This window comes from Thalassotalea sp. Y01, from assembly GCF_012932945.1.
In the GTDB taxonomy this organism is placed as follows: domain Bacteria; phylum Pseudomonadota; class Gammaproteobacteria; order Enterobacterales; family Alteromonadaceae; genus Thalassotalea_A.
Genome location: NZ_JABBXG010000007.1, coordinates 62,413 through 86,958 on the forward strand (window position 1 = coordinate 62,413; position 24,546 = coordinate 86,958).

Below are 24,546 nucleotides of genomic sequence, written 5' to 3' on the forward strand. Positions count from 1 at the left end.
AGCGGCTTAACCGCTGCTTTCAGGTATGAGCTTGTCCGTTATTTTGTCAGTTGCCTTTACCGATTGTCGATATTTCGATGGTGTCATGCCTTCAAATTTTTTAAAGAAGGTATAAAACACTGACTTACTATTAAAGCCCACATCCAAATAAATATCGGTAATAGTGGTATCTTTATGGAGCGGCGAGATCAGCATTTTTTTGGCTTCTTCTATGCGGTATTTATTGATAAATTCATAGAAGTTAATACCGTAATGACGATTTATCAGCATCGATAAATCACGAGGGATGATATTAAGAGTTTCCGCCAATTTATCTAGCGTAATATCTGGTTCCATATAAGCCTTGCTCGCTAACATTGCCTTTTCTATTTCATTGGCTTTTTCTGGGTTAAAGAAAGGGTCCTCTACCGGTTTATTGGTTGGCTCTTTATTGCTCACTTTTTTGAAGGTTATAAAGTGGCGAACAGCTAAAAACACTAATAAGTTTACTAAAATAAATGACGCGTAATTGCCGGTAAGGCCTATATAAAAATATACACCGTCACCTAGAGTAAAAAAGAAACTAAGCACCTTAACCGCCGATAACACGGCTTCGGCAAGCATCACCGCCATAAAACCAATGACTAGGCTCGTTAGCCAATGGATATGGCCGCTTTCGATATTTGATTGGGTGTCCTGTAAACGACTGCTGTATTTACTAATCAAGACAAAGCAAGAGATAACATAGAAAACTCGAACGACTTTACTGAACAGGTCGACACTAACAAAGCCGCCACTGTATACAAACGATTCGGTTAGCAACATTTGCATACGTACGTTTTCACTGTATGAGAAATACGTACTCGACATAAACACTACGTAAATAAGCAATGGAACAAGGTGGATAAGGTCTTTTTTCTTAAGGGTAAAATCTTTATAAATTAATGATTTGATGCACAAATATAACAATGCGCCATCCAAAAAATACGCCAATTGTGGAATAAAATATAAATGTGGCCATTGGGATCGTACCTGAAACTTAAATTCAGCTCCCCACATCATTAATTCATTAATCGGGATCAACGCATGAGCAAGCAAAAAGGCAATAAGAAACCACGTACTTTTTAAACGACTGGTATTTGTAACATACAACAACGCACCAAAAAACAAACATTGGATCGCGGTCATGATCAGGATTACGTCATGAAAATTGAACAATACAGTCTGGAACTCAAACGGATTCATCTTTTCCCTTTTTCAAGGCAGATTTTATAATTATTAACGTTGAGCATATCATGCTAAATCTTTGTTGCAATGCATTTTATCCAATGTAAATGATAGCGCTTTCAATACTTTGCTAAATTGGTCATAAAACGTCGCTGTATTTAGTTGAAAATCTACGATTATGCTTTTTTAGCAAGGTTATTTCGTTAGTGGATTTTTTTTATTTTAATCGACTTGCTAATGCTTATTTTGAACACCTCTTTTACACCTTATCTACATGCCTTGAAATCCTTACTTCGCTTCAATGATTCGCCAATAGTTTGTATTGATTAGCTTTATTCGAACTTAGAAAGTTGGTTGATTTGCTGTTTGAGTAATGCAGGCGGACGACAGTTTCTTATCAATACGGTTAATTAAATAGTTATCAAGGGAAAAATGTCTCTTGGTTGTCATCTATCGACTGCAACAACAAGGATTTATTTAGTAAGGAATTTAAAAGCGGTAGATGACTGATAAATAACTAAAAATAATAATGGGGTTTATAAAAAATGAACAAAAGCTCATCTATAAAAACAACAAATAAAAGGTTAACTATCGCAGCAGCGCTGACTATGGCAGCTATGATTAGTGGCGACGCCTTTGCCGCCCGTGATCGTGTCCATATTGATACATCACTTGGTTATAATGTCATCCTATCCGATCAAAACACCACTTTGCGTGGTGTTAGTGTGTCATTAGATGGTGGTGATCCATACGGGTCAATCGAACCTATTCTGCCGTCGCAAGAATCGTTAAATAAATTAGCAACCGAATACGGTTATAACTTGTTGCATGTTTACCTTGAAGGTGATGCTGCGCAGAACCCAGACCCTGTAGGTATAAATGAAGAGTTGGCTGATATTCTCGTCGCTCGTACCGCTGCTGCTAATCTTTACCTGATGATTACCATTGCCAACAATGGTGAGAATGGCGCGATTCATTCAATGCAAAAGACATTAGACTTTTGGAGCTTATATGGCGCCAAATACGCCAATGAAACTCATGTTTTGTTTGAAGCACATAACGAACCTGTTGCCGGGCAAAACCATGCTTGGTCCGATGCTGATTGGGACAAGCAAGTCGAAATGTACAACCACATTCGTTCTTTGGCACCAGATACCATGATCTTCCTTGGTAGCTTCATGTCGTTTAATGGTGCATCTTCGGCAATGTACGGTGCTGATTACATAAAAGCGGGCACTGGTGATGCTAACATCTGGGAAAATGCCGCATTTGCATGGCATGGCTACTGGGATTTACCTGGTATCGAGTCGACCATTAATCCTATTCAAGATGCTGGTACCGATTACCCAGGGTTATTGTGTACCGAATTTTGGCCTGGTGACACTGAAAACGGCTATAACGCCGCATTTGAATCGCACCACATGGGTTGGGCGCAATTCCAATACCTAAATGCACAAGATTTAGATCTGGATAACATCAAGAGTAAAATTGATAACGCTGGTACGGTTTGGAAACCTGACTCACCACTTGCTAATTGGCCTACTGCCGGTGACCCAGCCATCCCGGCAATGGGCACAAAACTTGGTATTTACAGTCATATTGATGGTCAATTTATTACTCATGATGGTACTAACTTGCAAGCTAATGCCGCTGCATATGGTGCTGGTGCGAATGACTCGTTCACCATTGTTGATGCTGGTAATGGTCGCGTTGCTTTGCAAACCGATGCTGGTAACTATTTGAGTGCGACCGGCGATGGCAATCCATTGACTGTGACCGCTGCGACGATTGGCGTTAACGAAATGTGGGAATGGCTACAACTGTGTCCTGAGCAAGATGTCGATGCCATGACATTACGCCCATGGGGCGGAGATGGTCACTTAATTGGTAAAGTAACACGTGGTAAAGATGCGGGTAAGTTATCGGCAAATGCCGATGATGCTTCCTATGACGGTATTGCTGAATTAGGTTTTGTCACCTCAGCAACGGCATCTGCACCTGCCGGTTGTGAAGCTCCTCTACCACCAGCGGCGGGACCATTTTATGGCGCGCCAATGCCAGTACCAACCGACCCATCGCAAGCACACCCATTCAATAGTTCTGCCCCTGGCAATGTGATTTATGCTTCTGACTTTGACCATGGTGGTGAAGGTGTTGCGTATCATGATATTGATGATGAAAACTGGGGTGGTGCATACCGTTGGGACGTAGGTGTTGATATTGAAGCGTCAAATGGTTTCACCAATGTTGGCTGGATCGATCCAGGTGAATGGTTGAATTACACCATTGATGTGCAAGCCGCAGGCGATTATGTACTAACCATGAGCGTGGCATCAGCACAAAATGATGGTCAATTCCATATTGAAATGGACGGTGTAGACGTTACCGGTCCTGTGATCACACCTAACACAGGTGCTTGGAATAGCTATCAAGACATGCAAGTAACTGTCAGTCTAAATGCTGGTGTGCAAGAATTTAGGATGGTTAGTGCCGGCGGCTTTAACTTGATTAGCTTTGATTTACAACCTGGTACGGTAACACCGCCAACTGAAGGTACAGAGTCATCAGTGAACAACATTACCATGACATCGAGCAGCGGTAATGGTGGTCGAGTGACAGCGTATGCAACAGTAACCGTGGTTGATGATCAAGGCACGCCTCTCGAAGGTATCACCGTATCTGGTGATTGGAGTGGTTTATCTAACTCTTCAGCGTCGGCGATAACCAATTCGTCTGGTCAAGTAAGCTTTAGCTCAAGCACAGTGCGCAACCCAAGTGGTACGTTTACCTTCACGGTAACCGATATTACCGGTGGTTTGCCATACAATGCGGCAAGCAATACTGAAACATCGGATTCACTTAGCTTTTAATGGGCATTATTAGCTAACCTGCGAAGGCTGTGTAATGGGTTCATTGCACAGCCTTTTTATTTTAAGCTAGGCAAGCAGTTAAAAGCATGCATTCGCCGTAACAAAATATCCCTCCTCGCAGCAGAACAAGCAGAATTTGCTATTTTTAGTAGAGCAGTAACTTAAATTTAAAAATCCAGTTCATTAAATGGAGTGTTTTCGTGCTTGGCAATACTCGTCGTTTTATTGTTTTCATATTTGTTTGCTTACCTGTTTTTGCATTCGCTCTAGAGTCGTTGCCAGCGGATGCTGAGGACGCTAAAAGCGCCGCGAAACAACTTAAACAAACTCTGTCAGAAATAGCCGATTATCGTGAGTTGATTGAACAAATCGAATCGGAACAAAAAGATGCCTTTGGTTTTCAAAAACGCGCACTGGGTAAGCAACGTCTGAATACCTTGACGCGTTATCGCAATCTATTGCAACAATACATCGAAGATATCACGGCGATAGAGGAGCAAGCGTTTGTTAAAAAACATTATGCAAAAGCGATAAATCTAGTTGAGAAAGCATTGCAGGAAATATACGACGATTTGGCGCTTAGCGATAAAGCCATCGATGATTTAGAGCAAAGCATTGCCGATGCGCGCAAAAATATATTCAGTCTCAATGAAGCCCCAGCCAAAGATCGCATTGCGCAAATGCTATGGAAACTTAATCTCATTCGCCGTTATCAAGAGGATGTGTTTCATGCTTTGGTGTACCTTTCTCTAAGCGCCGAATCGTTGGGACTAAACGCCGATAAATCGCTGGCCTTAGCGGAACAACGAGTTCGTAAACAAGCAGATACCTTATCGGGTTTTATTGGTTTAAATGAAGACAAATTATTGCAACTCGAAAAGAAAAAAGCGGTAGTGCGCACTGAGTCTGATACCGGTAAAGCACTTATTTCTCAGTCGGCATTAGTCAATTTAGAAATACAGGAATACGCTAATCGTTTGCAGCATATGGTGACGTTGCTAAACGAGTTGGGCCTATCGACCGCCTTGTACAAGAAAACCGTAATTCAGGCCCGTGACAGTTTAAGTAAAGAAGTGTTGGATGGTCAGGTGTTTTCACATTTGGTGACCGAATGGTGGCTTGATTTCAAAAAATGGATGCGTCGACAAGCGCCAAGTTTAATTGGTAGCGCGATTACCTTAATTGGTATTTTTGTTGTCGCTTATTTGCTGTCGAAATTGGTACGCCGTATTGTCAGTATCAGTTTGCATCGCAGTCGCCCGAGTATGTCTGAATTGGCGCGTAGCTTTTTAATTGTCAGTTCTGGGCGGTTAATTATATTGCTCGGTATTATTTATGCGCTGGCGCAACTAGGTGTGCAAATAGGGCCGTTATTAGCTGGTTTAGGTATCATGGGGTTTGTAATCGGTTTTGCTCTGCAAGAAACCTTGGCTAATTTCGCCTCGGGGTTGATGATACTTATTTATCGTCCTTATGATATTGGCGATAAAATTCGCGTTGCCGGTCTTGAGGGACGGGTCAAAGAAATGACCTTAGTGACAACGACCATTTTTACCTCTGCGAACCATCATTTAACGGTGCCTAATAACACCATTTGGAAAGATATAATTCAAAACATCACCTCACAACCGCATGTGCGTATGGACTTGTTTTTTACCGCGCCATTTGCATCGGATTCAAAAGCGATACTTAGTGCCATTGACGATGAATTGAATCAAAATAAGGTGGTTGAACAAGACCGCGATAAGCATGCCCGAGTGTATGAGCTTGGTGAGTCTGAAGTTAAGTATATCGCCCGTTTTTGGGTGAGTTCGGATGATATCGATGAAGCAAAGTGGTCTATATCTGAAGCGGTGAAACAACGCTTTGATAATATTGGTATCGGTAAAGGTAGTTAATAATTAGTAGCTCTTAAGCAAAACCTAAATGACCGTTGCGGCTAAATAGATTTTTGAAAGCGGTTTAGAAACTGGTTTTACAGGCAAGTTAGCCGCTACAATGCAGTCGTTGGTAACAATAAATGCTAATCACTGACGCTAATAAAAATTCAAAAATGTAGTATGAGAAATCAATATGAACCCATCCATTGTTTGGAGTGTTTCTGGTAGCGATCCTACCGGTGGTGCTGGAATTCAAGCTGATCTAAAAACCATGCATAACCTCGGCAGTGAGGCTTGCACCATCATTACTGCTGTTACGGCGCAAAATTCACAAGCTGTTGCGAGTATAAATCCGGTTAGCGATGCTATTTTATTGGCTCAGTTTGCTGCCTTGGCTGCTGATAAAACTGCTCAGGTTATTAAAATAGGTATGCTTGCCAATCCACAACAAGTTGAACTAGTCGCTAACCAAATCAACCAGTTTAAGCAGACATGGGATAGCGCACCTCGAGTGGTTTACGATCCGATCGCAATCTCTGTCAGCGGCGATGACTTAACCGAAGATGACATTGTACCGGCTATTAAAAAGTGGTTGTTGCCGTTAGTAGATGTGGTTACGCCCAACAACCAAGAGTTGCAAAAACTAACTGGCGTATATGTATTCAGTTGGGATTGCATGCGCACTGCCGCCAACAGTTTGCTTGATCTGGGCGTAGGTGCGGTGATCATTAAAGGCGGGCATATTGATATCGATCTTGAGAAAGCTGTCGATTATTGTACCGACGGGGAACATCATTATTGGTTGGCAAGCGATCGCATCGAAACGTCATACAGTCATGGTGTTGGTTGTACCTTTGCTAGTGCCATTGCCACATTGTTAGCACAAGACTACTTGTTGCGAGATGCCTTTTCCATAGCAAAAGCCTACGTCAATCAAGGCTTAAAAGCGCAATGCCACGTTAACAAACAGCACGGTAATGGCGGCCCGATATGGCAGGGCACATGGCCAAATAAAGCCTCGGATTTCCCTCATGTATTGGTATCAGGCTCAGAGCTTGCTGATGAGTTGGATTGGCATCATGAATTTGCCGACAATGACGCACATTACGCCACTGGATTTAACACGTTAACCAGTAAACAACTTGCATTGTATCCTCATGTTGACTGCTTAGAATGGTGTGAGCGCTTGCTAAAAATGGGTATAAAGACCATTTGCTATCAAGCCAATAATGCCGACGAGCAAGAACGAGAAGATGCGCTGATTGCGGCTTTAGCGCTGGCGCAACAATATCAGGCTAATATGTTTATAGATGATCACTGGCAGCTGGCAATACAGCATCACGCCTATGGTGTGCACATTCGGATAAGCGATTTAGATGACGTTGACCTCGATGCCATACAAGCCGCCGGCTTATGTTTAGGGATAAGCGGTAAGGGCCATTATGACCTTCTGCAAGCACAGCAATACCAGCCATCTTATTTGCTAATAATTGATATGTTTAATAAAGAAATCAACGATATAACTAATATCGAAGTAGAGCTGAAAAGATTACGCGAATTGGTTACACTCAATGATGATGCGCAGCAAATAACCTTGCTAGCCATGTTACAGGCGCAAGCGGGCATCAGTACAAAAAGCACAGCGAATATTGTCGAAGCAGGCATTGATGCTATCGCAGTTCCTGCAACACTTAGCGAAGCAGAACAGCCTGAGCACGTTATAGAACAATTGCAGCGGATACTAGGTCGTCATATTTAGCCTGGACAGATAGAGTAGATAACAAGTGAGTCCAAAATGAGCTTAACTGATAAAGAGTATATGCGTTATAACCGCCATATCATGGTGGATGAGATAGGTGAAGCTGGTCAGCTTGCCTTTAAAAACGCGCACGTGCTCATTGTTGGTATGGGGGGCTTGGGCTGCCCAGCCAGTCAATATCTGGCAACCGCTGGTATTGGTCATTTAACCTTGGTTGACCATGATGATATAGAGATCACCAATCTGCAACGACAGATACTGTACAGTGATTTTGATTTGGGTGAGGCTAAGGTAGAGGTCGCGCAACAACAACTAGAAAGTCTTAATCCACATTGCCAAATCGATTCTTTAAAGGAATCAATTTTTGATATTGATTTGACGACCATTTTAGCTGGCGTTGATGTCGTTTTGGATTGTACCGATAGCGCTAAAACTCGACAATACATCAACGCTTGTAGTGTTAAAGCTAAGGTTAAATTAGTCAGTGCGGCGGCAATTCGAGGCTCGGGACAACTCACCAGTTTTGATTTTAGTCTTGCTAAATCGCCTTGCTACCATTGTTTGCACCCTGATCTCGATGAACAACAACTTAACTGCGCTAATATGGGCGTCATGGGGCCGCTGTTAGGAGTCATGGGCAGCATGCAAGCGATTGAAACATTACGTTTGTTACTCGGCAAACAAGACAATATTGGTCGATTATTGTTATTTGATGCCTTTACCATGCAGTTTCAACAGTTTAGCTTACCCAAAAGAGATAATTGCCCTGTGTGTGGATAAGCACTGGGTAATATATTGACGTCGAGTTGTGATAAGAAACTGTGGATTTTAATGCCAAATTCAATACATACTAAATGTTATCGTTGTCAGATGAGAAAGTGATGAATCGCTCGAGTAAGTTATTAGTTAAATTCGCAGTATTTACTGGGCTATGTTTGGTTTTATGGCTCGCTAGTGACCCTCTCATCAAACATTTCGCCAATCGCCAATTAGCCGATATGAATGCATCGATTGACTATAAATCGGCTCGTATATCACCATTTGATTTGTCAGTGACAATTGAAGAATTACAGCTCGATTATAAAAGTCAAACCATGCTTAGCGTTGAGCAATTGAGTGTTGATCTAAATTCACATGCGTTGACCGATAAAGAGCTTCACTTTGATCATTTACATATTCGTTCGTTCTATTTTGATAACTCGACATTTCTTGAGTTACTGGAGCAGCTGGCCAATGACCAAGACACTGATGACGATATTGAACAATCATCATTACCTTTATTGATTATTGATGATGTCAGTGCCTCAGGTGAGCTATTGTTTGCCGAGGATAAAGAGCCCGTTACTATCAATGATTTTGCCGCCAATGATGTGTCATATGGTGAGCAAGGCTATAAAGCCAAACTAAACGCGGCACTAAACTATATGCAGAATAGCTTATCTATGGCTGGCACCCTTAACAGTGACAATGATCAGATCAAAATAAATCTGAAAAAGCTTAATAGTCAGTTAAATGTTACCGACCTCAATGAGTTTAGTGAAATTAATTTGCCATTAATTCAAGGCCACATTGATTTTGATACAATGGCCAATGTGTCATATTCGCAACAAGGTTTAAGCATTGATAGCGGACAAAGTGATTTACGCATTAGCGATGGCTTGTTAAACGCTGCAGGCGCTGATAACAGTGAATTGGAAATAAGCTTTGAGCAATTTCAACTTGGCCTCAGTAACAGCCTGTTTGAGATGAAAAGTGATGCATTGAGCGCAACCAAAATCAATATTGAGCAAATGGACATGGCCATCGCCAATGGTTTGGTTAGTGGGGTGCTGCGTTCAGACAATGCCGATTCGCAAATTGAATTTAGTAAAATCCAGATATCAGCAACAAAGAGCCAGATTAGCCTCGATCAGCAAAACCAGCCATTACAGCTCGACACAACAGTGAATATCGACAGCGAACGTCTCGATTGGCATCAACTTGCGTTAAATAATGAACCAAAAGCCTTGGTACTGCATCTTGATGCGGCAACATTGCTTGGCATTCATATAAGTCAGACCGAAAACTCTCAATCGCCGACAGTGGCGATGGATAAAATGACTTTAAAAACAGGGATTTTCTCACAGGTTATTGCGATGCCATTGATCGAGCTGAACAAAAACAAAACCATAGAACCCTTACTTGAGTTTAACCAATTGTCATTAGACAAATTCAGTTTAGCAAATGACGAGCTGGTCATTGGTGGTATAGATATTGATGCCAAACATGTCATTTTTTATAAGAATAAAGACAATGCCATAGCCAATTTTGTCGACCTTTTTGCCAGTGACGAAGAGCAATCTGTCGCGGGGGATGTTCAGGATGAAAACGGCCAGCAGGCAAATAACACAGGTAAACAAGAGTCGACACTAAACCCAGCGCAAGAGCATGACTTATCGATACATGTTGATCGCATTAACCTTACCGGTGAGCCAGTGATAACCTTGTATGATCATTCATTATCCGAGACATTTGAACAACATGTCATCATTGAGCAATTAAGCCTAAGCAATGTTGACAGAGCCAACGATGAAAGCAAAAGCGAAAAAGCTCAATTTAGTCTTAAAGGTCGCATTGGTAAACGCGCGCGTATCGATATTGACGGTGCCTTGTATCCATTTGCGGATGAGCGTGATTTAGAAGCAAAAGGCCAACTTAAGGCCATCGATTTGAAGCGATATACACCTTATGTTGTCGACGCTACGGGGTATGCAATCAAGCAAGGTTTGCTATATGCGGACTTTCAATTTGCCATTAATAACGACGTTATAAAAGGTGATGTCGACACCCGTATTAAAGGCATCGAAATCAGTGAATTGCAAAACAACAAACAGTCGGGCTCTGTATCGACAATGCCCATCAATGTGGTTATTTCGCAACTTAGCGATGAACACGGCAATGTAAATGTTGACGTACCCCTGACAGGACGCATTGATGATCCAAATTTTGGTTTGAGTGGCTTTATTTCACTGGTGACCACGAAAGCGATTAAAGAGGGGGCGAAAACCTATCTTTTGCAAGCGTTAGTGCCCTACGCCAGTGTGGTCAATGTCGCCATGCTCGCATCCGGCAGCCTATTTAAAGTATCGGTCAATGACTTGCCCTATGAAACAGGACAGACAGAATTGCGGCCGATACAAAAAGAGTTTATCCAGCCTTTAGCCGAGCTAATGCAAAGTAAAGAAGAGCTGCACCTAACCATTTGTCCTGTTGTGATAGGTAATTCTGATGACAAAGCACAAGCGAGAGAGTTGCGCAAAGTAGGCCAACTTCGTGGTGAATTGTTTATTGACGCGATGATTGAACAATATCAAATTTCAGATGAGCGATTGATACCGTGTCGTACAAAAATTGTTGAAAAAGGCGTGGTTGGACTGACGTTTAATTTTAATTAACAGGCAACAAATATACTTTAATATAAAATATTAAAATGCTTTGTGAATTCAGAAAAGCGGTTGCTACTAGATTAAAAAGTAACTATTGGTATCGATTACTTGTGAGAAATGGCCACTTGTCTCTGATGATTATGGATGTCTGTGGTATAGACCACGGTATTGTAAAATAATAATGAATAGCCAAGTAATTCTATGCCCTCTTCAAAACTATTTTTGACCTGTCGCACGTAATTATCACCCATTAATTCTTGCCATAAATCCCCCATGCCAAATAGCCTAGAAAAAACTAGAATGATCACTAGCGCAGTACAAAAACTGTAAAAACAATTATGATTTATCAAGTTCGTCAGCGCTGTGATATTGTCTCGCTTTTCTTGCCAAGCATAGGTTATAGATCCCAAGGCAACGAATAGAACGATATAAACCCAGAAACCATGGCGAATTAATTGATCAAAATAAGCATCTAATTCACGAATTAACATGCATGCGAAAAAGCCAGCAAGCAGCACATGAAAATGTCGATGTTGCTGGGTAAATAAACAGATAGAAAGAAAGCAACAAACCACAAGTAACAGCAATGTTTGTTGTGTTATTTCAGTCAATGAGTCTTCATTAATATTCGAACTCAACAGCATAATATCGACACGTATTATCATCGCGACGATAAACACCACAATAACCTGTATCAAGGTGTGGAATATGCCGCGCTTGATTATGCTTTGTTCGGAGTTCTTAGAAGATGAGCTCAACATACCTGTCCAACTTATTTCAGCGAAAATCTCTATGTCAGTTGTAGATAGTTTAGATGGTTTAGCTAATATTGCGAATGGCGAGGACTGAAGTCCGCACGCTATCAATGCTCAACTATTGCATTTGTAAAGCTGATACAGCGGGTTTTTGCTAAGATTGCAGCTAACCATTTGCCCTGTTGTTATGACTCAATCTACTGACTTTTAAGTTTAATGCGTAACTAAGCAGAATAGCATGTGTACTCAATAGTTTACGGTGCGTTGCTAGGTCAAGCAATGCAATGGTGTTAAGTGGCGTTACTGTGATCCAGTTTATCCAACATCTTGGCCAATAATATTTTTTCTTCAGCACTAAATTCTTGCAGTGCCAATTGCTGATGTTGGTAGGCTAACGGCACCAATTCATCATACAACTGTTTGCCTTTTTGTGTTAATTGCAAGTAAAACAAACGGTGATCAAGGTCGCTGGATATTTTTTTAACTATATGTTTTTCAATGAGTTTTTTTACTGATCTGGACACTGCAACTTTATCCATGGCTATTGTTTGGGTGATCTCCACCGCACTTGCTTGGCGTTTTTCTCCAAGCACTGCAATTACTCGCCACTCGCTAACACTTATGCCAAATTGGCTTTGATATTTATTGGCCAAAGACTGGGAAATTCGATTTGCTAAGGTCGCTAATCGATAGGGCAGAAAATCCTGTAAAGATATGGTGCCATTGTCAGAATCAAACATATTGTAACTCGGTTTGAGCAAAGCTCTGTTAACGATTAAAATAGTTTCAATTGAAACTAATAATAGAATAATACGATATTGTCGCACTTACCAGAGCGCAGACGATATTCTAAACAAGAGATGGAGAGTTAGCATGGCTGATTTATTTGAAAACCCAATGGGCTTAGATGGTTTTGAATTTGTAGAATTCACTGCACCAAAAAAAGGTATTTTAGAACCAGTATTTCACAGCATGGGTTTTACTCACGTAGCTAATCATAAATCAAAAGACGTACAGTTATGGCGTCAAGGCGATATTAACTTTATCGCTAACTACGAAAAGAAAAGTCACGCCGACTATTACGCTCAAGAACATGGCCCGTCAGCATGTGGTTTAGCGTTCCGCGTTAAAAATGCCGCATTTGCTTACGAAAATTGTTTGAAAAAAGGTGCTCAGCCTGTTCATGTTGAAACAGGTCCTATGGAATTACGTTTACCAGCAATCAAAGGTATTGGCGGGGCAACGTTATATTTAGTTGACCGTTATGAAGGTACGAATACCATTTATGACATCGACTTTGACTGGATTGAAGGTGTTGACCGTCATCCTGAAGGTTGTGGTTTTCACACCTTAGATCACTTAACTCATAACGTATACCGTGGCCGCATGGACTACTGGGCGAGCTACTACGAAGACTTATTTAACTTCCGTGAAATTCGTTACTTCGATATCAAAGGTGAGTACACAGGTCTTTTATCAAAAGCGATGACAGCACCAGATGGTAAAATTCGTATCCCTCTTAATGAAGAAGCTGCCGGTGGCGGTGGTCAAATAGAAGAGTTTCTAATGAAGTACAACGGTGAAGGTATCCAGCATATTGCATTTGCTTGTGATGATATCATTGCCTGTTGGGATCGTCTAAAAGCGCAAGGTATTAAGTTTATGACAGCGCCACCCTCGACTTACTACGCAATGCTTGAAGAGCGTTTACCAGGTCATGGCGAGCCAGTAGAAGAATTACAAACTCGTGGTATTTTGCTTGATGGTACAACGGAAGGTGAAAAGCCTCGTCTATTACTACAAATCTTCTCTGATACGGTATTAGGCCCAGTATTCTTCGAATTCATTCAACGTAAAGAAGACGATGGTTTCGGTGAAGGTAACTTTAAAGCGCTATTTGAATCTATCGAACGTGATCAGTTAGAGCGTGGCGTAATCGGCGACAAAGAAACTGCTTAAGAGGTATTTATGGCTATCAAGCGTATTCATCATGTAGCTTATCGTTGTAACGATGCCAAAGAAACGGTAGCATTCTACCGCGATTTACTGGGTATGGATTTTCAATTGGCGATTGCTGAGAATGAAGTTCCTTCAACCAAAGCACCAGATCCATATATGCACGTATTTTTGGATGCTGGCATGGGCAATGTCTTAGCGTTTTTTGAATTACCAAATTCGCCAAAAATGGACCGTGACCAGAATACGCCTGAATGGGTTCAGCATATTGCCTTTGAAGTAGAATCTATGGATGAGTTGCTAGAGCAAAAAGCCAAGCTTGAACAAGCTGGTTTGGATGTACTAGGACCAGTAAACCATACTATTTTTGAATCGATATACTTTTTTGATCCAAACGGTCATCGTATTGAGCTTGCCGCACAAACGGCGAAGCCGGGTATGTTAGCAGAGTTAAAACGTGTATCTGTAGAGATGCTAGATGAGTGGGCTGAAACTAAGCGCGCACCTCAGCATGCAGCATGGTTGCACAGTGGCGAAGATTTTCCAGGTGAAAAATAATGAAATTAGCAAGTCTTAAAGCGGGTCGCGATGGCGCCCTAGTCGTGGTAAATACCGCACTTACAAAAATGGTTTCAGCTGAAGCGATTGCACCTACGATGCAATTTGCTATCGATAACTGGGCGGATGTTGAAGCTAAACTTCAAGCCTTATTCATACAGCTTGAAAATGGTGATGTTGAAGGTCAAGCCTTTGAGCAAAGCGACTGTGAATCTCCGCTTCCTCGTGCTTATCAATGGGCTGACGGTAGTGCCTATGTAAACCACGTTGAGCTGGTACGTCGCGCTCGTAATGCGGAAATGCCGGCAAGCTTCTGGACCGACCCACTAATGTATCAAGGTGGTTCTGACAGCTTCTTAGCACCACGTGAAAACATCGTTATGCCAAAAGACGAAGGTTTTGGTATCGACTTTGAAGCCGAAATTGCGGTTATCACCAACGATGTTCCTATGGGTGTTAGTGCGGACGATGCACTACAGCACATCAAACTTATCATGATCGTTAATGACGTATCACTTCGTGGTTTGATTCCAGGTGAACTTGCCAAAGGTTTTGGTTTCTTCCAGTCTAAGCCATCGAGTGCATTCAGCCCGGTATGTGTAACACCGGATATGCTGGGTGATGCATGGCAAGGTGGTGTATTACACCTGCCATTGTGTTCGAAGTACAACAACGAATTATTTGGTAACCCGAATGCGGGCATTGACATGACGTTCCATTTTGGTCAATTGATTGCCCATGCGGCTCGTACCCGCCCATTAGAAGCGGGTACCGTGATTGGTTCAGGTACTGTCTCTAACAAGATGGAAGGTGGCCCGGGTAAGCCAGTGGCTCAAGGTGGTGTTGGTTATAGCTGTATCGCTGAAATCCGCATGATCGAAACTATTGAGAACGGTGCACCAACGACACCATTTATGAGCTTTGGTGATAACATTCAAATTGAAATGTTTAACAACGATGGCCAGTCTATCTTTGGTCAAATCAATCAGAATATTGTAAAAGCTTAATTGCTAAAAATTTGGGGAAGTTAACTGTCTGACGTGTAACAACAGACATCAGCGCTAATACAGAAAAAACATAAAATAAAAAAAATAAAGCGTCCCATTAAAAAACCGCAGTCTAAATTGATTAGGCTGCGGTTTTCTTTATTTGGTTTAAGCAAAAATCAGCTTAGCCAAGCGGCATTGGCATTCCATTGATTAGGGCCTGACCATTATTAAAGCTGAAATCAAACTTCACTTTCTCTTGGTCTTGCACCAACATGTTTTGCATAATCAACGCCTCGATGTTTTCACCCATACCAAGTTGTTCAAAAAACTCGATAGGTGCACTGCCATCGGCTTTGGCATCGAGAGCCATAATCAATGACATCGGGTTGCTGGCGTCTACTTTACTTTCATCGATGGTAATATCCATTTTGCTAGCGATATCACCTTGCTCGGTTTTGACGCCAAGATTATTGATTTTTATTTCCGGCGATGACTCGAAGAATTTTGGAATCAATGCCTGAACTTCCATCGCAAATAGCGCAGGATCTTCTGTTGAGCTGCCACTAACTAGCAGCTTTTGCAATTCAGCATAAACGTCCAAATCGACTTTATTGATGCTGGCGGTGTAATTAAAGTCGCTGAACTTAACCCCCATAGCATCGATACTTTTCGCCGTCATTTTTGCGTCGGCATACATCATGCCTTCTTTGTCTTGGCTGTTGGATATAATCTCGATATCAGAAATGTTGACGCTTTGGCCGGTCACCTCATCAATAAAATTCATCTTGGCTAAATTTACTTTGGTATCACCGACCATAACCGCGGTATTGGCAAAAATATCGCCGCGAACCACTTGCTGATCACCGACCAGATCCATTTTACCAAGGCGTAATACTTCAACATCTGCAGCGGTGACCGTCATACCAAGCCAGTTACCATCAAAGACCAAGGCGCCATCACGGCTAAGGTCAGCTTGCAGTTGCAATGGTAAAATGGCAATGGTTGCGTCTGGCGTGGTGACGTTAATTTGCTCGGATTCCATCACCGAATTCATGCCACCGGTAAAGCTTATCTGGGTCGAGTAATGGATTTTGTCTTTGCTAAAATCATGAATGATGTCGGCATTTTCTGGCATGTTATGCTCAAAATCAAAGCTGTTTACAATATCAGCCAGACCTAAAGCGATGCTGGATTGTGTTAAAATTGGACCATGTTGGATATCGTGTTTGGCAACAAATGTCATGGTTAACGGTTGCACCATATCCGGTATATCTTGCTCTATGGTGACCGATACATCAGCAGTCGAAGAAAACCAGCCTCGTTGATAATTATCAACCTTAATTTGGTATGGCATTGAGGCAGACATTTGCTCATAAATGCTATTGAATTCTTGTTCGACTATTTTGCCTGTAAAATATGGGGCAACCAATAAACCTGCTGCTACGGCAACGACAGGGTAGCGCAATTTCATGAATCCATCCTTATAATAAATGATTTTAAGCTAACACCTTATCACGGTGTTTACATTAATTCAGTTACTTTTCGTCACTGATAAACGACTTTGTTTCCTGTTTTCAGTGGCTTGGGATTCGACTAACGCATCCTAGCTTATTCGCAGATGTACTCTTCACTAAGGTAGTCTTGGTATTCTTTAACGCCAAAATAGCGAATGGATTTCTTTTGCGTTACTTTTTTGGCGATCAGTTTTTCATCACAGTATATTTTTACGATTTGCTTATCGCCATTTGAGTCGACATCGTAGGCGTGGTTTTCATTTAAACGTAAGTCGTCGAATTCAGTGCGCATTATTAGCTTCATTCAGATACCTCTTTATAATGGAATACCTCATCATTGGGGTAATTAAACACATCGGTGATTGTAAAAGCCACCTCAAGCGATGGAGACTATTTACCATCGCTATAGCCATATTAATACCCTCTGCGGTAATAAAACAACCAAGTTAGGTAGATAATAAAAGACAATTTAGCAGGTGATTAAAAATGAAAGCCAATTACATGCCAGATTTTAGTTATTAGCGTTTTGATGAATTAGCTTTTTCAGATGAGTTAGTGATTTTTTTTTGTTCACCAAACGAGCTTGGTAGGATTTCTACGCCAACCATACGGCTGACTTTGATCATCACAGGGATGGTTATCGGTGCGAACGGTAATACAGCAACGACACCAATACCTAAACCCTTAATCAGGTCAAGAAACTGTTGATTGGCCAAATGCATTTCTTCTTTGCTGGCTTTTTTGCGGGTATATTTACCGTAAATCGTGAGCATTTCGCGTGTTTCTTGCTTTTCTTGAGCAAGAGCAAGCTTCAGGGTAAGCATTTGTCGTTTGAAACGATAAACACTGCGCCTTCGCTTTATTTTAAGCGCCCTTACAGGCGCCTTAAAAATAAATACCCTGAGTTTCATCTATGTTGAGATTACTTATTCCGACGTGCTGTTAATGCTAAACCAGCTAAAGCCAATAACCAGCTTGAACTACCGCCACCAGATGAAGAGTCGTCATCACCATCGTCTTTTTCACCGGTATTTCGGCTAGGCAATGGCAATTCATCAATCGTGTTTGGTTCAGAATTGATAACTGTTATTGATTCGACAACAACCAAGTGGTCACCTGTCAACTCTTCACCTTCAGCAGGTTCATGCTGAATTGGTGTTTCGCTAAATGCAGAAGAGCCTAGGTTATAAATTGGTAAATCATTGATGGCATCGATAATTTCCATACCAGGTTCTGTTACGACACCGAATACTGTGAAACCACCGTTTTGGAAATCTAGGTTACTTGCGTTGGCGCCAACGTTAAAAAACCATTCACTGGTTGCACTGTTAGGTTCACCACCAACTTTTGCCATCGCGATGGTGCCGCGAACATTTGAAAACACTGGTTCGTTAATAACTGTCGGCAGTGATGTGATTTCACTGACTTCGTGTTCGTCAAAATCGTAGCTGAAGCCACCACTTTGGGCGATAAAACCTTTTATGCTGCGGTGAAATAGCACGTTATTATAGCTGCCGTTTTCCACGTACGCTAAGAAGTTTTCTACGGTTTTCGGTGTATGTTCGTCCAATAGTTCAACTTCAAAGTCACCCATTGAAGTTTTAAATAGAACTGTTGTAGCTTGAGCTGCCGAGGTTAATAGGGCCGAGCATAATGCTGCCTTACCTAAAAATGCGATTAAATTTTTCATTATTAGTGCTTATGATTTTGAGTTATTGGTATAGTCGCGCAAGCTTAACGAATTGTTGCAACAAATCAAGGTTTGGTTACAAACTGGTTACGCTTTTAACAGATTAGCCGCCAATAGCGGTGATAAAACCGATGATTTAGCGATTTCTCCCGAGCCAAGCAAAGATGAATGCCACGACAAACGGTGTGATGCGCTCGATATAATCGCCTGGTGCCGACGGTAAAAAACTTAAGCCGACGGCAATAAAGAAACCGCTGGCGATAGCCATAAAGGCGTATTTGCCATCAACGGATTTACTCATAACTTTAACAATTAACAATGGACCAAAAGCGGCGCCCAGTGCATTCCAAGCAAACAGAACTCGAGAAAAGATATCTTCTGGGGCATAAAGCGCAATAAACATCGAGATAAGCGACATCACAACCACAGTAATACGGGAGATAAGTAAGCTGTTTTTCTGTGTCTTGTTGTTGCCCATGTCGTAGGATACTGCGGACGCCGAAACCAGTAACTGGCTGTCAGCTGTCGACATCACCGCCGACAAAATAGCGGCAATAATAATGCCGGCGACAACCGGTGGAAACAGCAAATTAGTGACGTCTAACAGGGCTTGTTCATTATTGGCTAACGGCTCTAGCAATACTTTTGCACACCAACCGACAATTAACATGCCGGTGATAACAATAGCCGACCACGCGATGGCGATCATTTTTGCTTGTTGAACCGATTTTTCATCACGGATTGCCATCATACGATTAACCACATGCGGTTGACCTGGATTACCTAAACCAATAGCCAATAAGCCAAAGATGAACGCCAGACCAATCAGACCTTGATGTTGCCCTGTCCAGCTCAGTTGAACGTCGTTAAATGCGCTTTGCATTTGCAGCCATAAATCACTGGGACCTCCGACGGCAATTAAACCGGCAATTGGCAACACCAAGCCTGCTGCCGCCATCAGCAGACCTTGCAGGGTATCGGTAACAGATACCGCCCAAAACCCTCCCAGCAAGGTATATATGACAATGATTGCCGTACCCAAAAACACGCTGTTTTGCATCGATACGTCAAAAGTAGAGGCAAAGGTATTGCCTGCGGCCTGAAATTGCGCAGCGATATAAAAGGTAAAGGCAAATACGATACATAACGAGCACAGCCACATAATCGGCTTTTGCATGCTTTTGCCATCACTGGCCAATAATTCGGTTAGCGTCACTGAGCGTTGTTGTTGTGCTTTCTTTTGCAAGCGCGGTGCTAACCACATCCAATTAAACATATAACCACAGACAACCGCCGGAACGATCCAAATAGCCGACAAGCCCATTGCGTAAGCCGCGCCACTCATGCCGAGCAATGTCCAAGCTGAGGAGGCACTGGCGGCTGAGCTTACCGCGGCTACCCATGGACCGAGACCACGTCCGCCAATAAAATAGTCTTCAGTGCTATCGGTTTTTTTGTTGGCCCAGAAGCCAATGCCTATCAGCACAAGCTTATATATGATGAGGGTCGCAAGGACAGTAGAGGTGTAATCCATGTGGTTATTATTATTGTTATTTATAGGAGCAGAATAACAACTATATTGTTTAAATGCACTGACTATAGGCAAGTCTAAGTGACACAGCAAATCTTGTTATCTTGGCTATAGTTATTGGTTAATATGTCGCGAAATAGAGATAATTTATGAAGCACAGAGTCGATATCATGATATCTGAACAAGACGTTGCTGATCGAGTTAGCCGTTTAGGCAAAGAAATCAGTGAGCATTACCAGGGCAGTGAGCATTTGGTTATGGTTGGTCTATTGCGTGGATCGTTTGTGTTTATGGCCGACTTAGCCCGCAAAATTAGCGTTAATCATGAAGTCGATTTTATGACAGCGTCCAGTTATGGCAATAGCATGGAAAGCTCTCGTGATGTACATATCTTAAAAGATCTCGATGGCGATATCGCTGGTAAAGATGTGCTGCTTATTGAAGATATTATCGATACCGGTAATACCTTAAGCAAGGTGGTACAAATTCTCAATTTACGTGACCCTAAATCGATAAACATTTGTACCTTGCTTGATAAACCATCGCGCCGAGAAGTGGCTGTTGAGGTTAAATGGGTGGGCTTTGATATTCCCGACGAATTTGTCGTTGGCGTTGGCATTGATTATGCGCAAAAATATCGGCACCTACCTTACATAGGTAAAGTGGTGCCTTTATAGAGAAGGTTTTTTATCCCCTGTTATAAACGCCATTCCAATGAAAGGTTCAATTGCAGATCGTCAGCATCTGGTTCGATATAGTTTACGACGCCGGTATACAAGGAGAATGAGTCGGTGATACGCCATGTGTAATCGGTTTTAACACCGTAAAAATCATCATCGTCCCTCAAGGTGTAAAATGCGCCAATACTCCAGCGCTTATTTAAAAACCATTCGGCATTAAATCGCCACCAATCATCGTCAAACGAAAAGTCGCCGCGATCGTTATCGCTATACGACACGTTTAATTCGCTATATTCATAACTGGCCGATAAGTAAATGCCTGCACTATTGGCGATGGGTAACAGGGTTTTTATACCAATGCTGATATCATCTTGCTCGCTATCGTTAAAATCGTTATCGCTTTCTCGATAGGAATAGCTGCCATAAGCTTCAGTGTAAGCATTGATAAAATAGCCACCACGGATGTTATAGATATCACCAATCCTGTCGTCGTTTGGTAAAAATACGCCGCCGCCGATGTACCATTGATTATCGACTACCCAACGACCGGAAATGCCGTTACTGTCGCCATCGAAGTTTTCCACCGTAAGCTCACTCGACTGCGCGAGGAAACCATTCAAGCGATAAGGACCGTTTTGTTCAACTTCATCTAAGTAGTAGGTATATCTGGCAAAGAAAAATCCATCGGAGATGTCATCGGTACTGGTAACGTTGCCAATTTCAATTTGATGATGATACGGGGAGTCTTGTGCGGCTTGCGCTTGATTGACAAATAGTGCTAAACAAGTCGCTAGAATTGCGTGCTTAATGCTCATACATTCCTTTTTATCGTTATTAGAATCCGATTTTAATACGGATTATATTAAGTAAATAACTTATTTTTCAATGGCATAAGAATTATTTTTGCAGCGGTTTTGTAGCCGTCAGAATTAATTTAACGATTTTTGACATCTTTTTCTTACCAGCTCTTTACATTAGAAACTGATTTAACACTGAGTATTAACCAATTGCTAACGACACTTTAAGGAGAGTCGGTTAAATCATTTAAACTTCACATGTACACGGCAAGGGAGTAGGCGTGCCTACCACCATCGGCAAATTTCTCTGGGGATTGATTTGCTGAGCCGGTTTCCTTAATAAAAAACGCAAGTGAATGCTTGCGTTTATTTTTTCCAATAAGTGAGATTAATTATTGTTTGGTGTGCTTATCTAAGCTCTGCTTTAATTGTTTTTTATTGTCTTCTTTTTGTTGCTTTAGCTTGTCGCAATAGGCTGAATTTTCCAAACCCTTACAATTACCCAAGGCAAAGACAAAGTCATCGTTTTCTCGATCTGGATGGTAGTTATCTTCGTCGAGATGATTGTCTAATTCAGGCGTGACATTCGCCTCGTATTTTTCCTGTATAGAAACGCAAGCACTGCAAAGTACGATTAGACTGATCAGCGACATATAGCGCAATAAACCTTGATTCATAATATTTGGTTGATGAAGGGCCTTTACCTTTAGTATATGTGCTAATGACGGGATAGCCAAAAGCACTTTTAATAGCTACTCGCTAGCTACATGGGTTGTCTCTATATGCCAGGTATACAGGCTTTGATATGTGAATTCAAGATCTGAAAAGTTTTCTTCGACCGCTTTAAGTTGCTCTTTTTGAGCTACATTCGCTATGGTTATGATGGTTCTGGTTTCGCTAGGATATGGATTACGACAATCACTACTTAAGAACCGTGGCTCTATGGTATAACTCACATAGTGGTCAGCAAGAGTCTCTGCAAAATCAGCCGAGCAGGTTTCGCCATTTTCGTAGGATATGTGGCGGCCAGCGCTGATCTCATTAGGCTTTCCTTGCGACCATTGATAAGAAATATCATTGACAAAGGGGTTAAACTCAACGATATCTGTGGCGTGGTTGTATACATCTAATTGAGTAGGCAGCTGATATTCAGCACTGCGTTCAGCACCTTTATAGATAAAACTGATTTTTGCCGATGAAACATTGTCTATGTCAGCTATCTCAAGTCGGTAGAAACCGGGTGATGAACCAAACTTTATGCTGCTATTTTCGACGTAATATTCCCGCAAATTATAATCTGAACCATTTAGGGTCAAGTAGAATTCATCGGCCGGGCCTACGCGAATTCGACTATTGGTTTCATCTTCCATAAACAAGTTGATTTGTAATGACGTTACCGTTTTCTGCTCTGTTGCTGCATCCGATTCGGTTTGCGTAAATAGAAACTCAGCCTCAAGCGTGATTTTAGATGATAGACTCAGTTCTTGTGAATTTTTGTTTGGGTTGCTACCGCCACAGGCGACCATTGTGCAGCAGGCTAGGGTGGCCAGAAAATGTGAATAGCTCAGAGGGGGTTTGTCCGTGTGAGGCATGCTTAACGTCCTTTGTAAAAAATTAAAACCATTTTATTTTGATAAAAATCAAATGTATAGGTTTGCATGTCGGTTGTTAAGTAGATTTTTTTATAAATAAAAAAACGCAGGCTAGGCCCTGCGTTTTTGCTTATCTTATGATGGCTTTGCCGTTAGAAAAATGCCTGCAAACCAGTTTGATCACGACCTAAGATCAGTGCGTGAATATCATGGGTACCTTCGTAGGTATTCACGGTTTCTAGGTTAATCATATGACGAATAACGTGGAATTCATCGGCAATACCATTACCACCATGCATATCGCGAGCGATACGGGCAATATCCAACGCCTTGCCGCAGTTATTGCGTTTTACTAGTGAAATCATCGCTGGTTTGAAGCGTTTTTCATCAATCAAGCGACCTACGCGAAGAGATGCTTGTAAACCCAAAGTGATCTCGGTTTGCATATCAGCCAATTTCTTCTGAAATAGCTGGGTTTGCGCCAAAGGTTTGCCAAATTGTTGACGATCAAGACCATATTGTCGCGCACGATGCCAGCAATCTTCAGCAGCACCCATGGCACCCCATGAGATACCATAGCGAGCCATGTTCAAACAACTGAATGGGCCTTTTAAGCCGCGTACTTCCGGGAACATGTTTTCTTCTGGGACAAACACATTGTCCATCACAATTTCACCGGTAATCGATGCTTTAAGCGACATTTTGCCTTCAATTTTGGGTGCGCTTAGGCCTTGCATGCCTTTTTCAAGAACAAAACCACAAATTTGATTATCGTGGGCTGCAGATTTAGCCCAAACCACAAACACATCGGCGATAGGTGAATTGGTGATCCACATTTTACTGCCGGTCAGGCTATAACCACCATCAACCTTTTTGGCACGGGTTTTCATGCCGGCCGGGTCAGAACCTGCATCAGGCTCGGTTAGGCCGAAACAGCCAATCCACTCACCAGTGGCAAGTTTTGGTAAATACTTTTCTTTTTGTGCCTCGCTACCCCAAGTATAAATAGGATGCATAACCAGTGACGACTGCACACTCATGGCGCTGCGGTAACCTGAGTCGACACGTTCAACTTCACGCGCTACCAAACCGTAAGAAACATAGGATACGCCAGGGCAGCCATAACCGTCGATGGTCGCACCCAATAAACCAAGTTCACCAAATTGACGCATGATCTTAGGGTCGAACTCCTCGTTGCGGTTGGCCATTAAAATGCCAGGCTGTAGTTCGTTTTGACAGAAATCACGAGCCATGTCTCGTATCATGCGCTCGTCTTCTGTTAATTGGTCATCTAGTAATAGAATGTCTTCCCAATTAGATTGTATTTCGCTCACGTTTTCTCTC

21 protein-coding genes are annotated in these 24,546 nt (G+C 42.0%); 9 read left to right on the forward strand and 12 right to left on the reverse strand.

Translation table 11 applies throughout. The features are described from left to right. Nucleotides 1-6: 6 nt before the first annotated feature. Entirely contained in the window at nt 7-1,224 is a 1,218-nt protein-coding gene (locus HII16_RS11305) for a helix-turn-helix domain-containing protein (protein ID WP_169130224.1), read from the reverse strand. Between the two features lie 590 nt (nt 1,225-1,814). On the opposite strand from HII16_RS11305, the gene HII16_RS11310 reads away from it, so the two are divergent. The 5 genes from HII16_RS11310 (at nt 1,815) to HII16_RS11330 (ending at nt 11,149) form a co-directional block, all read left to right on the forward strand. Further along, on the forward strand, nt 1,815-4,076 hold the full coding sequence (locus HII16_RS11310) for a cellulase family glycosylhydrolase (RefSeq protein WP_169130226.1): 2,262 nt from the start codon (nt 1,815-1,817) through the stop codon (nt 4,074-4,076). Between the two features lie 200 nt (nt 4,077-4,276). Next, nucleotides 4,277-5,974: a mechanosensitive ion channel domain-containing protein gene (locus HII16_RS17145; RefSeq protein WP_169130228.1), complete on the forward strand. Its 1,698-nt coding sequence runs from the start codon at nt 4,277-4,279 to the stop codon at nt 5,972-5,974. Nucleotides 5,975-6,149: 175 nt separating this feature from the next. Continuing rightward, a complete protein-coding gene (gene thiD, locus HII16_RS11320) occupies nt 6,150-7,715 on the forward strand; it encodes a bifunctional hydroxymethylpyrimidine kinase/phosphomethylpyrimidine kinase (RefSeq protein WP_169130230.1) in 1,566 nt (521 codons plus the stop codon). A gap of 36 nt (nt 7,716-7,751) precedes the next feature. Beyond that, the gene (gene moeB / locus HII16_RS11325; protein WP_169130232.1) at nt 7,752-8,495 is read left to right on the forward strand and encodes a molybdopterin-synthase adenylyltransferase MoeB; all 744 of its coding nucleotides are present in this window, start codon (nt 7,752-7,754) and stop codon (nt 8,493-8,495) included. A gap of 74 nt (nt 8,496-8,569) precedes the next feature. Further along, nucleotides 8,570-11,149, forward strand: coding sequence for a DUF748 domain-containing protein (locus tag HII16_RS11330; protein ID WP_169130234.1), 2,580 nt, complete (start codon nt 8,570-8,572; stop codon nt 11,147-11,149). Nucleotides 11,150-11,244: 95 nt separating this feature from the next. On the opposite strand, the gene HII16_RS11335 is transcribed toward HII16_RS11330, so the two are convergent. Both HII16_RS11335 and HII16_RS11340 read right to left on the reverse strand, forming a co-directional pair. Then, on the reverse strand, nt 11,245-11,901 hold the full coding sequence (locus HII16_RS11335; protein WP_169130236.1) for a hypothetical protein: 657 nt from the start codon (nt 11,899-11,901) through the stop codon (nt 11,245-11,247). Nucleotides 11,902-12,185: 284 nt separating this feature from the next. Then, a complete protein-coding gene (locus tag HII16_RS11340) occupies nt 12,186-12,635 on the reverse strand; it encodes a MarR family winged helix-turn-helix transcriptional regulator (RefSeq protein ID WP_169130238.1) in 450 nt (149 codons plus the stop codon). A gap of 133 nt (nt 12,636-12,768) precedes the next feature. Between HII16_RS11340 and hppD the strand changes: the two genes are divergently transcribed. The 3 genes from hppD to HII16_RS11355 are packed head-to-tail and all read left to right on the forward strand — an operon-like array spanning nt 12,769 to nt 15,416. Further along, entirely contained in the window at nt 12,769-13,854 is a 1,086-nt protein-coding gene (gene hppD, locus HII16_RS11345; protein ID WP_169130240.1) for a 4-hydroxyphenylpyruvate dioxygenase, read from the forward strand. A 9-nt stretch (nt 13,855-13,863) separates the two neighbouring features. Next, the gene (locus tag HII16_RS11350) at nt 13,864-14,409 is read left to right on the forward strand and encodes a VOC family protein (RefSeq protein WP_169130242.1); all 546 of its coding nucleotides are present in this window, start codon (nt 13,864-13,866) and stop codon (nt 14,407-14,409) included. Next, complete coding sequence (locus tag HII16_RS11355; protein WP_169130244.1) at nt 14,409-15,416, forward strand: fumarylacetoacetate hydrolase family protein; 1,008 nt, start codon at nt 14,409-14,411, stop codon at nt 15,414-15,416. The genes HII16_RS11350 and HII16_RS11355 overlap by 1 nt, the downstream gene beginning before the upstream one ends. Nucleotides 15,417-15,579: 163 nt before the next feature. On the opposite strand, the gene HII16_RS11360 is transcribed toward HII16_RS11355, so the two are convergent. The 5 genes from HII16_RS11360 to HII16_RS11380 form a co-directional block, all read right to left on the reverse strand. Beyond that, entirely contained in the window at nt 15,580-16,869 is a 1,290-nt protein-coding gene (locus tag HII16_RS11360; RefSeq protein ID WP_169130246.1) for a YdgA family protein, read from the reverse strand. A 137-nt stretch (nt 16,870-17,006) separates the two neighbouring features. Continuing rightward, nucleotides 17,007-17,216, reverse strand: a complete 210-nt coding sequence (locus HII16_RS11365) for a hypothetical protein (RefSeq protein WP_135438754.1) — start codon at nt 17,214-17,216, stop codon at nt 17,007-17,009. Between the two features lie 214 nt (nt 17,217-17,430). Next, nucleotides 17,431-17,736, reverse strand: coding sequence for a hypothetical protein (locus tag HII16_RS11370; RefSeq protein WP_248289608.1), 306 nt, complete (start codon nt 17,734-17,736; stop codon nt 17,431-17,433). Nucleotides 17,737-17,834: 98 nt separating this feature from the next. Then, the gene (locus HII16_RS11375) at nt 17,835-18,602 is read right to left on the reverse strand and encodes a peptidylprolyl isomerase (RefSeq protein ID WP_169130250.1); all 768 of its coding nucleotides are present in this window, start codon (nt 18,600-18,602) and stop codon (nt 17,835-17,837) included. A 136-nt stretch (nt 18,603-18,738) separates the two neighbouring features. After that, entirely contained in the window at nt 18,739-20,136 is a 1,398-nt protein-coding gene (locus tag HII16_RS11380) for a sodium/proline symporter (RefSeq protein ID WP_169130252.1), read from the reverse strand. A gap of 146 nt (nt 20,137-20,282) precedes the next feature. Here HII16_RS11380 and hpt point away from each other — a divergent pair, with 146 nt between their 5' ends. Then, complete coding sequence (gene hpt / locus HII16_RS11385) at nt 20,283-20,810, forward strand: hypoxanthine phosphoribosyltransferase (RefSeq protein WP_169130254.1); 528 nt, start codon at nt 20,283-20,285, stop codon at nt 20,808-20,810. A 20-nt stretch (nt 20,811-20,830) separates the two neighbouring features. Here hpt and HII16_RS11390 read toward each other — a convergent pair whose 3' ends face one another. The 4 genes from HII16_RS11390 to HII16_RS11405 all read right to left on the reverse strand — a co-directional run bounded on the left by HII16_RS11390 (nt 20,831) and on the right by HII16_RS11405 (nt 24,536). After that, entirely contained in the window at nt 20,831-21,628 is a 798-nt protein-coding gene (locus tag HII16_RS11390; protein WP_169130256.1) for an outer membrane beta-barrel protein, read from the reverse strand. A 374-nt stretch (nt 21,629-22,002) separates the two neighbouring features. Continuing rightward, nucleotides 22,003-22,287: a hypothetical protein gene (locus tag HII16_RS11395; RefSeq protein ID WP_169130258.1), complete on the reverse strand. Its 285-nt coding sequence runs from the start codon at nt 22,285-22,287 to the stop codon at nt 22,003-22,005. 75 nt (nt 22,288-22,362) lie between these two features. Then, entirely contained in the window at nt 22,363-23,202 is an 840-nt protein-coding gene (locus HII16_RS11400; RefSeq protein WP_169130260.1) for a hypothetical protein, read from the reverse strand. A 152-nt stretch (nt 23,203-23,354) separates the two neighbouring features. Next, nucleotides 23,355-24,536, reverse strand: coding sequence for an acyl-CoA dehydrogenase (locus HII16_RS11405; RefSeq protein WP_348981414.1), 1,182 nt, complete (start codon nt 24,534-24,536; stop codon nt 23,355-23,357). Nucleotides 24,537-24,546 lie beyond the last annotated feature (10 nt).